This window comes from Clostridium sp. 1001270J_160509_D11 (genome assembly GCF_015667935.1).
In the GTDB taxonomy this organism is placed as follows: Bacteria; Bacillota; Clostridia; order Peptostreptococcales; family Peptostreptococcaceae; genus Intestinibacter.
Map to the genome: position 1 here is coordinate 1 of NZ_JADPET010000108.1, position 10,186 is coordinate 10,186.

At 29.3% G+C, this 10,186-nt stretch carries 11 protein-coding genes, 1 tRNA gene, 1 rRNA gene and 1 other RNA gene; 10 read left to right on the forward strand and 4 right to left on the reverse strand.

Annotation, left to right across the window (positions count from 1 at the left end):
* The first annotated feature begins 152 nt into the window (after window positions 1-152).
* Window positions 153-269: ribosomal RNA gene (rrf, locus tag I4U58_RS10050) — 5S ribosomal RNA — on the forward strand.
* 318 nt (window positions 270-587) lie between these two features.
* Here rrf and nadC read toward each other — a convergent pair.
* Genes nadC through nadA form a run of 3 tightly spaced genes read right to left on the reverse strand, consistent with a single transcriptional unit; the run spans window position 588 to window position 3,626 of the window.
* Window positions 588-1,427, reverse strand: a complete 840-nt coding sequence (gene nadC / locus I4U58_RS10055) for a carboxylating nicotinate-nucleotide diphosphorylase (protein ID WP_347708177.1) — start codon at window positions 1,425-1,427, stop codon at window positions 588-590.
* Entirely contained in the window at window positions 1,423-2,715 is a 1,293-nt protein-coding gene (locus I4U58_RS10060) for an L-aspartate oxidase (RefSeq protein ID WP_195931182.1), read from the reverse strand. The genes nadC and I4U58_RS10060 overlap by 5 nt, the downstream gene beginning before the upstream one ends.
* A gap of 2 nt (window positions 2,716-2,717) precedes the next feature.
* A complete protein-coding gene (gene nadA, locus I4U58_RS10065; protein WP_195931184.1) occupies window positions 2,718-3,626 on the reverse strand; it encodes a quinolinate synthase NadA in 909 nt (302 codons plus the stop codon).
* Window positions 3,627-3,859: 233 nt separating this feature from the next.
* Here nadA and I4U58_RS10070 point away from each other — a divergent pair, with 233 nt between their 5' ends.
* The 8 genes from I4U58_RS10070 to I4U58_RS10105 all read left to right on the forward strand — a co-directional run bounded on the left by I4U58_RS10070 (window position 3,860) and on the right by I4U58_RS10105 (window position 8,505).
* Window positions 3,860-4,372, forward strand: coding sequence for a transcription repressor NadR (locus I4U58_RS10070; protein WP_195931186.1), 513 nt, complete (start codon window positions 3,860-3,862; stop codon window positions 4,370-4,372).
* Window positions 4,373-4,533: 161 nt separating this feature from the next.
* Window positions 4,534-4,986, forward strand: coding sequence for a nucleoside deaminase (locus tag I4U58_RS10075; protein ID WP_195931188.1), 453 nt, complete (start codon window positions 4,534-4,536; stop codon window positions 4,984-4,986).
* Between the two features lie 2 nt (window positions 4,987-4,988).
* Window positions 4,989-5,080 (forward strand) — tRNA-Ser (locus tag I4U58_RS10080).
* Window positions 5,081-5,110: 30 nt separating this feature from the next.
* Window positions 5,111-5,374: signal recognition particle sRNA large type (ffs, locus tag I4U58_RS10085), an RNA gene on the forward strand.
* 254 nt (window positions 5,375-5,628) lie between these two features.
* Entirely contained in the window at window positions 5,629-7,275 is a 1,647-nt protein-coding gene (gene dnaX, locus I4U58_RS10090) for a DNA polymerase III subunit gamma/tau (RefSeq protein WP_195931189.1), read from the forward strand.
* A gap of 60 nt (window positions 7,276-7,335) precedes the next feature.
* Window positions 7,336-7,680, forward strand: a complete 345-nt coding sequence (locus I4U58_RS10095; protein WP_007285682.1) for a YbaB/EbfC family nucleoid-associated protein — start codon at window positions 7,336-7,338, stop codon at window positions 7,678-7,680.
* Window positions 7,681-7,692: 12 nt separating this feature from the next.
* Complete coding sequence (gene recR, locus I4U58_RS10100) at window positions 7,693-8,292, forward strand: recombination mediator RecR (protein ID WP_195931190.1); 600 nt, start codon at window positions 7,693-7,695, stop codon at window positions 8,290-8,292.
* Between the two features lie 9 nt (window positions 8,293-8,301).
* Window positions 8,302-8,505 carry a hypothetical protein gene (locus I4U58_RS10105; protein WP_195931191.1) on the forward strand — a complete coding sequence of 68 codons (204 nt, stop codon included), beginning with the start codon at window positions 8,302-8,304 and terminating at the stop codon, window positions 8,503-8,505.
* Window positions 8,506-8,582: 77 nt separating this feature from the next.
* Here the strand turns inward: I4U58_RS10105 and I4U58_RS10110 are convergent, their stop codons facing one another.
* Window positions 8,583-9,749 carry a glycosyltransferase gene (locus I4U58_RS10110; protein WP_195931192.1) on the reverse strand — a complete coding sequence of 389 codons (1,167 nt, stop codon included), beginning with the start codon at window positions 9,747-9,749 and terminating at the stop codon, window positions 8,583-8,585.
* 152 nt (window positions 9,750-9,901) lie between these two features.
* Here I4U58_RS10110 and I4U58_RS10115 point away from each other — a divergent pair, with 152 nt between their 5' ends.
* Window positions 9,902-10,132, forward strand: coding sequence for a glutaredoxin family protein (locus I4U58_RS10115; protein ID WP_195931194.1), 231 nt, complete (start codon window positions 9,902-9,904; stop codon window positions 10,130-10,132).
* Window positions 10,133-10,186 lie beyond the last annotated feature (54 nt).

The following is a 10,186-nucleotide window of genomic DNA, read 5'->3' on the forward strand; positions in this document are numbered from 1 at the left end:
TGATAGGTCAGAGGTGTAAGTGTAGTAATATATTTAGCTTACTGATACTAATAGATCGAGGACTTGACCAAATGAATATCATTCATTAAATGTTTTCAGTTTTGAAAGTATTAAATATTAATTGAATATGTTTAATAATTCAGTAAAGATTATGTGGTTATTATAGCAAAGAGGATACACCTGTTCCCATTCCGAACACAGAAGTTAAGCTCTTGAGCGCTGATGGTACTTGGTGGGCAACCGCCTGGGAGAGTAAGACGTAGCCACGTAGTCTTTTTTTATTTAATGAATTACATAGTCATTACAACTAGATAAGTTCATTATTCATTTTAAATAAGCATAGCACCTTTCATTAGGATACAAAAACCATTCTCTCTTAGTAGCAGGGAATGGTTTTTTATTTATATTCTATTTAATAATAAAAAGAAGATGATAATACTAGTAAAATACGAACAAATTTAAGTAAACTATAAAAATAACCACGCCTTAAAATTCAACATCTTGAAAATACTAAGGAGCGGTTATCTTTATGCCATGCTTATCACGTAGAAAGTTAACATAGCTTTAAATTAATATAATACTTTCTACTAATTTAATGGTTTAAGGTTTTTCATACTTAAATCTAGTATTTTAGCTGAGTGAGTTAATGCTCCTACAGATATAAATCCAACGCCTATTTCAGCGATAGATTTTATTGTTTCTAATGAAACATTCCCTGAAAATTCTATTTGTGCTTTGTTTCCTATTAGTGAAACTGCTTCTTTAGCAGTATCTAAATCCATATTATCAAGCATAATTATATCAGCTTTTACATCTAATGCCTCTTTAACCATATCTAATGTTTCTGTTTCGACTTCTATTTTTCTTACAAAAGAGGAATTTTTTCTAGCTAAATTAACTGCATTAGTTATTCCTCCAGCAGCGTCTATATGGTTGTCTTTTAACATAACTCCATCAGATAAATTGAATCGATGATTGTGTCCACCACCAACTTTTACTGCATATTTTTCTAATAATTTTAAGTTAGGTGTTGTTTTTCTAGTATCTAATAGTTTTGCATCAGTATGTTCTATTTCTTTTACAAATTTATTAGTTAATGTTGCGATACCACTCATTCTTTGAAGAAGATTAAGGGCAACTCTTTCACCTTTAAGTATATTTCTAGTATTTCCTTTAAGTTCGGCTATTTTTTCTTTTGGATAAACTCTATCCCCATCTTTTTTCCACAAATCCACAGATACATCACCTAAGATGTGAAAAACTCTAGCAAAAACATCTAATCCAGCTATAATACCTTCTTCTTTACAAAGAAGGTCAACAGAAGATATGCTATTTTCTGATACTATAGAATTTGTTGTTATATCTTCGTTTGGAATATCTTCAATAAGTGCATATTTTATTATTTTGTCTACAATTAAAAAGTTAATCATCTATTCTACCACCTTGTCCTTTAATTGCTGCTACAACTAATTTTTTATTTTCTTCTGCTATTTCATCCACTGTTTTTTCTAATTTATCAACAGATTTTGTGATTAATTCTATCTCATCTATTGAATTATTTATAATATTGGCAGCTCTTTGTGAGAATACTAATCCTTCTAATAATGAGTTACTTGCCAATCTGTTAGCACCATGAATTCCAGTACAACTAGTTTCACCCACAGCGAACAGGCGATCTAATGATGTTTTACTATTAGTGTCTACTTTTATTCCTCCCATAAAATAATGTTGAGCTGGAGAAACTTTTATTGGTTGTTTTGTTATATCAGTTCCTTTTTCAAGACAACTTTTATAAATTAATGAAAATCTATTTTTTATATAGTCTGAATCTAAAAAACTAATATCTAATAAAACATATGGTGTATTTGTCTTTTCCATTTGTTCAAAAACGGCTGCTGAAACAACATCACGTGGTAATAATTCATTTACAAATCTTTCTCCATTTACGTTTGTAAGGATACCGCCTTCACCTCTAACTGATTCTGAAATTAAAAATCTTCTTTCATCTTCAGTTTCATCATAAAATGCAGTAGGATGTATTTGTATATAATTAATATCTTTAAGTTCAATATTATGTTTTAATGCTGTGGCAAGTCCGTCTCCTTTTAGAATTCTTTGACTAGTAGAATTTTTATAAAGCCCTCCAATTCCACCACAAGCTAAAATTACATATTTAGCAAATACGTTTATTTGTTTATTGTCTTTTAAAAGTATAGCTCCAATGCATTTATCATCTTCTTCTATAATATCTACAAAAAAAGTATCTTCTGAAACAGTTATATTTGGTTTAGAAAGTATATTTTCTATAAGTGTTTTCTCAACGTCTTCTCCTGTGTGGTCATTAGTATGTACTATTCTATTTACACAGTGAGCACCTTCTTTTGTGTAATCCCAGTCTCCGTTTTCATCTAGGTCTAGTTTCATACCTAATGAAACTAATTCCTCTACATTTTTTATAGATTCAGAAGTTAATACTTTTACAGCTTCTAAATCATTTTTATATTGTCCTGCTTTTAATGTATCTTCTATAAAATCAGGAATATCTTCTTTATTTCTAGCAACAGAAATTCCACCTTGTGCTAGATATGTATTTGTACAGTCTATTTTCCCTTTTGAAACTACTAAAATATCTAAATCACTACTTAAATTAAGAGCACTGTATAAACCAGAAACTCCAGACCCAATTATTAAGACATCTACGTTTTTATTTTTCATAATTAATTCCCTAATTTATGCATATTTTCTAGAGAAGTTAATGCTTTTTGGCGTATTTCTTCGTCTAAAACAACTTCTTCTCTTTTTCCATCTAGTGCATCATAGATATCTTGTAAAGTAGTTTTTTTCATATTTGGGCATACCATCATTTCAGGGAAATAGAATTTTTTATTTGGATTTTTCTTTTGAAGTTGATGTAGTACACCTTCTTCAGTAGCTATTATAAACTCGTTATCTTCGCATTTAGTGGCATAATCGATTATACCGCTTGTACTTCCAAGATAATCGCTTAACTCTCTTACTTCTTTAGAACATTCAGGATGGGCTAAAACCTTTACATTTGGATGTTCTTGTTTTGCATTTAGAACATCTTCAGCTGTGATTCTGTGGTGTGTAGGGCAGAAACCTCTCCATAAAATAAATTCTTTTTCTGGGAAGAATTCAGCAATATATCCACCTAAGTTTTGATCAGGTAAAAATAATATTTGTTTATTTGGTATATTGTTCATTATATTTAAAGCGCTAGATGATGTAACAGATGCATCGCAAAGAGCTTTAACTTCGTAAGATGAATTTATGTAACAAACTTTAAATGCATCAGGATATTTTTTTATCATTTCTTCAACATCTTCAACTTCAGCCATATCAGCCATTGGGCAACCTGCATTTGGAGCTGGTAAAATGACTGTTTTATCTGGTGATAATACTTTTGCACTTTCAGCCATAAATTTAACTCCACAGAAAATAATTAAATCTTCTTTTGCATCACGAGCAACTTGACTTAAGTAATAGGAATCTCCTACATAGTCTGCAATTTCTTGTACTTCAGGAATTTGATATAAATGTGCTAATATTATAGCGTTTTTTTCTTTTTTTAATTTTAATATCTTTTCAGATAGTTCATTCATCATAATGGACCCCTTTATCATATAAAGTATTTACAGGTGTAATTACACTTGTGATAACAATTATAGCACCACATAATTTAGTATTCAACAAAAAATAATAGTTAAATTTTTAATTTTATTTAGGTAGATTGTATACATTCACTTAAAAAGTTAGCAATTGATTTTTTTAAAAAAAGTATATAGAATAAATTAAAGATGATGAAAAACAAAATAATAAAACAAGAAGAAGGTGCGAAATGAGCTCAAACGAAAGAAGAGAAAAGTTATTACAAATTCTAAAAAAGTCTGATAAACCTGTAAAAGGAAGTGAATTATCAGCAGAACTTCAAGTTAGTAGACAAGTTGTAGTAAAGGATATAGCACTTTTAAGAGCATCTGGATTAGAAATTATAGCGACATCTAATGGATATATTGTTTTGGATTCTGTAAAAAATGAATTTAAGATAAAGTGTAAAAATCATAATTCTGATGATGAACTTTATGATGAATTACAAACTATAATTGATTTAGGTGGAAAGGTAAAAGATGTTATAGTAGAACATCCTACATATGGAGTTTTAAAAGCAGACCTAAATGTAGCTACAAATAGAGATTTAAGAAATTTCATGCAGAAAGCAGCGACAAACGAGTTTAAACAGTTGTCAGTTTTATCTCCAGATTATCATATTCATACAATTGAAGTGGACAATGATGAAATATTTGAAGAAATACAAAAAGAATTAAAGTTGAAAAATATTTTATTTGAGTAAATAAACAAAGCGAGGGACTTATATTTAATAAGTCCTTTTATAGTTTAAATTGAAATATTTGTTTAAAAAGGTCAATTAAAATAAAATTTTGCAGGAAAAAATAAGTTGAATTATAAAAAAAGTTGTGTTAATATTAATATGTTATATGTTTAGGAGGAAATATGGAAAAAACATTTTTTATGAATGAGGCAATATCTGAAGCCAAGAAAGCATATGATAAGGGTGAAACACCTATAGGCGCTGTAATTGTTAAAGATAATAAAATTATCGGTAGAGGACATAACTTAACTGAAACTCTACAAGACTCTACAGCACATGCTGAAATGCTAGCAATAAAAGATGCAGCAAATACATTAGGTGGTTGGCGACTTATGAATTGTGATTTATATGTTACTATGGAACCTTGCATTATGTGTAGTGGAGCTATTGTAAATTCAAGAATAAAAAATATAATAATAGGAACTAAACATATTAAAAACGCGAATATAGAAAAACAACACACATTTAAGATGGAGTACTTTAAAGATAGTCGTGTAAATGTTGAGTTTGGAATTATGGAAGACGAGTGTTCGATCATTTTGCAAAGATTTTTTAAAGACTTAAGGAAAAAATAACTGGAGAGATGGTCGAGAGGACGAAGACGCTGGCCTGGAAAGCTAGTATGCATGTAAAAATGTATCGTGGGTTCGAATCCCACTCTCTCCGCCAAGAGGAACATTAATTTCGGTTACAACTTTGCTGTACTAGATGGGGAAGTAGCGGTGCCCTGTAACCTGCAATCCGCTATAGCAGGATTGAATTCCATCTAGAGGCTACTACTTTGTGGAGCTGCCCGGAGCAAGTGGTGTTGACGTTTAGGTCCCATGCAATGTAAGCCCATGAACCCTGTCAGATCCGGAAGGAAGCAGCAGTAAGTGGTTACTGCATGTGACGTGGGAGTGCCTAAGCCGAGCTAACTACTTCGGTAACGTCTGGGAAGTATAGTCAATAGATGGTGTACAGCATTTTAATATATAAAACAAATCCCTTTTTGAGGGATTTTTATTTTGTAAATCTTTTCAGAATAAAGGATATAACCCCCTTTATTATACTTGGAAAGATTTTTTTATTATCTATAAAAATAAAAATTATATAATTTGATTTATGGCAATTGGGAAAGGTGTTTAAATTAGAGTATTTTTATGCATTTAATGATATAATAATTAAAGAAATTGTCTAAAATAAAAATAGTATTTGGAACAAAGGGGATGATAGATATGCATAAGGCGTTGTACAGAGTATATAGACCAAAGAACTTCAGCGATGTAGTAGGTCAAGAACATATAGTTAGAACTTTAAAAAATCAGATAGAAAGTAATAATGTAGGTCATGCATATTTATTCTGTGGAACAAGAGGTACAGGTAAGACATCTACAGCTAAAATATTTTCTAGAGCAGTAAACTGTACTAATTTACACAATGATGAACCTTGTAATGAATGTGAAAGTTGTAGAGATATTTTAGAAGATAAAACAATGGATGTAGTTGAAATAGATGCTGCTTCAAACAATAGTGTAGACGATATAAGAGAATTAAGAGAAAATGTAAAATATTCTCCAGCTAAATCTAAATATAAAGTATATATCATAGATGAGGTTCATATGCTATCACAAGGAGCATTTAACGCACTTCTAAAAACATTAGAAGAGCCACCATCATACGTAATATTCATACTTGCGACTACAGAACCACATAAAATACCTGCAACAATATTATCTAGATGTCAAAGATTTGACTTTAAAAGAGTTACAGTAAAAGATATTTCATTAAGAATGAAATATATATGTGAAAAAGAAGGTATAGATGCTGATGAGAAAGCATTAAATTTAATTGCAAGGAATTCACAAGGTGCACTGAGAGATGCACTTAGTATATTAGACCAATGTATATCTTTTGAAGGACATACTATACGTTATAATGATGTAATTGAACTTTTAGGAAGTGTAAATATAGAGCAGTTATTTGACTTAGCTGAATCTATAATAAAAGAAAATACTAAAAAATCACTTCAAATATTAAATGATTTTATTATTTGGGGGAAAGATGTAAGAAATTTAGTAAACGATTTAATAGATCATTTTAGAAACTTAATGGTATGTAAAATATCAAATGATTTAGATGAAATAATATCACTTCCAGAAGAAACTATAGATTTACTAAAACAACAAGCTGAAACTATAGACACTAACAACTTAATAAGAGTTTTAAATATATTATCAGAAGCTCAAGATGGAATGAAAGTATCATCAAATCCAAGGGTTCTAATGGAAGTAACTATGATGAAGATAGCACAACCTATGTTTGATGATAGTAAAGAAGCCTTATTAAAGAGAATAGAAAACTTAGAGCAAAAAATAGAATCTGGAAATATAAAAGTTAATCACATATCCACAAATCAAACAGTGGATAACTCTAATAAAAATGAAAAAGTTGGTAACAATACGCTTGAAACATCACACGAAGAAGATGTAGAATATGAAAACTTAAAGAGTGATGATGTTAAGTTAATACAAAAATCATGGAAAAACATCTTACAAAAAATGAAAGAGGACAGACAGCAGATAACTAGGGCCTTACTTCAAGATGTAGATAGTTTTAATATAGCAGATGATATTTTATACATTATATTTACTGACAATTACTCATTTGCTAAAAATAAATTAGATTCACCACAAACTATACAATACGTAGAAAAAGTTATAAGAGAAGTATTAAACAGGAACTTTAACGTAAAAATTGTATTTAAATCTCAATTATTAAATTTAAATACTGAAATAAAAAAAGAGGATAAAGGTGAACAAATATTAAAAGATATAGTAAGTGAAGATATATTAGAAGTAAAAGATAGTATTGAAAAAAGCTAAAATAAATGATAAAAATTATATTATAAAATAATGATAAATTTCTTAAGGAGGAATAAATAAATGGCTAAAAAAGGATTTGGCGGAGGAATGATGCCAGGTAATATGAATCAAATTTTAAAACAAGCTCAAAAAATGCAAGATAATATGCAAAAAATGCAACAAGAATTAGAAGCTAAAGAGTTTGAGGTATCTGTAGGTGGAGGAGCTGTTACTGTTAAAGTTAATGGTAAAAAAGAAGTTTTAGATGTAACTATGAAACCAGAAGTAGTAGATCCAGACGATATAGAAATGTTACAAGACTTAGTTATAAGTGCAGTAAATGAAGCATTAAGAAAGGTAGACGACGCTCAATCATCTCAAATGAGTAAAATGACTGGGGGAATGAACATACCAGGTTTATTTTAGTAGGTGATAATAATGCAATATTATACAGAGCCTATAAGTAGGCTTATCGAAGAATTTTCAAAACTTCCGGGAATAGGAAAGAAAACGGCTCAAAGATTGGCCTTTCATGTAATTAACATGAATAACAATGATGTAGAATCACTATCAAAAGCAATTTTAGATGCAAAAAGAGAAATCAAGTACTGCTCTATATGTTGTAACATAACTGATAAGGATCCATGCAGCATGTGCTCTAACCCAAATAGGGATTCAAGCGTAATATGTGTTGTAGAGGACCCTAGAGATGTAGCAGCTATGGAGAAGATAAGAGAGTTCAAAGGACAATACCATGTACTAAATGGAGTAATTTCTCCAATGGATGGTATAGGACCAGATATGATAAATATAAAAGAACTTATACAAAGATTAGGAAACCAAGATGTAAAAGAAATAATCATGGCAACAAACCCAACTATAGAAGGAGAAGCTACAGCTATGTATATAGCTAGACTTATCAAACCAATGGGTATAAAAGTTACTAGAATAGCTCATGGTCTACCTATAGGTGGGGATTTAGAATATGCAGATGAAGTTACTATATCTAAAGCCTTAGAAGGAAGAAGAGAAATATAGAGGTGTAAAATGAAAACAACTGTAGATTTTGAGGAACATGCTGTCGATAAAGAAAAAAGACAGAAAAAAATTGAATCTAAAAAAAGAGATAAAGTAAAAAGTGCTGGTAAGAAAAAAATACACTCTGTAAAAGATAACAGAAACAGTGCATTTAGAAACAACTATAAACACTACCAGTATGATTACGAAGAAGATTTTTATGAACCTTATTAAATCAAAATATGATTGTCTATGCATTATAAAATTAGCCAACTCTTATGAGTTGGCTTTATTATTTATATGTAACTAAATTAATAACCAAGTATATTTGATACTAAATTGGCAATATCTTCAGCAGTATTTTGTTTTTTGATAGATTTAATATTATTTTTTAATAATTCCATTCTCGTAGGATTATCAATAAGAACTTTTAATAATACAGAAATAGTAAATTTCTTAGAGGTTCTTAATGCAGCTCCACAATTTGAAAGGAAATCCATGTTTTCTTCTTCTTGACCAGGAATATAATAAGGAATTATCATAGGTAATTCTTTTAATAGACATTCAGTTGTAGTTAGTCCACCTGGTTTTGAAACTATAATGTCTACAGCTGATAATATATCATTCATATCTTGAGTAAATCCAAGTATAGAAATATTTTTATCAATAGTATATTTTTCTAATGATTTTTCTAGTTTTTCTTTTAAAGTTTCATTTCTACCAGTTATAACAATTATTTGGAAGTCCCTATCTATTTCTAATAATTCTTTTAAAGTGTCTTTTATATTTCCTGCACCAAAGCTACCACCCATTAGTAATACAGTAAACTTATCTGGAGCTAGGCCAAGTTCTTCAAGAACAACACTCTTTTCTCTATGCTCTAAGAATGACTTCTCAACAGGGATACCATATGGTTTTATTTTATCACCATCTACACCTTCAGAAATTAATACTTCTTTTACATATTCATCCCCAGCAATATAATAATCAATTTCATCCTGAATATATGTTGAATGTGCTGTATAATCAGTTAAAACCGATATAAGTGGTGGAACAAAGAAGCTATTAAAAGCATTTCGATAAGGATATTTCTTTTTAAGTGTACTCAAAGCAATCATAGGGAATGGATGAGTTCCAATAATTAAATCAGGTTTACGTTCTTTTAATAATTTTTTTAACTTTGAAGCTAATAATGTATTAAATAAGTTACCTTTATACTCATGTTTAGAGACAATATTTGCATCTGACATTTTATATACACCGCCCCATGCTTTAGGTGTATATTTAGCTGATTTTTCATAACCACTAGAAATAATCTTGTCCATTGTCGTATTTATTAACTTTAAACTATCTATAATTTCACAAGTAATATGTTCACTATCGATGCATTTTTTTTCGATTTCATCCTTCATGGCTTTGGCTGCCCTATTATGACCACCACCAGTAGAGGCTGACATAATTAGTACCTTCTTTGACATTACAAATAACCTCCTAAATATTTTGATCGTATTGCTTTATTTTTATAAATTATGTACTATTAATTATAATTTTATAATTAGCAATACATATTAATTTTATAATATGTAAAACTGAAAATAAAGTAAAATCGAGAAAGAAGGAGTTGAGTAGAGTGAAGAATATAGAAATGTATACTAGTGATACATGTCCAAATTGCACAAAACTAAAAGAATATTTAAAACAAAATAATATAGAATATGTAGAATATAATATATCTAAGAGTTCAGAACATAAAAGAAACCTAATAAAAGAGGGGTTTCTATCAGTACCAGTAATGAAAATAGACTCTGATTATGTTTTAGGATTTGATGTACCGAGAATAAATCAATTACTAAATTTATAAAATAATTAAAATTTGATTATACAAAATTAATAATTATATATAATAAAAAGAAAA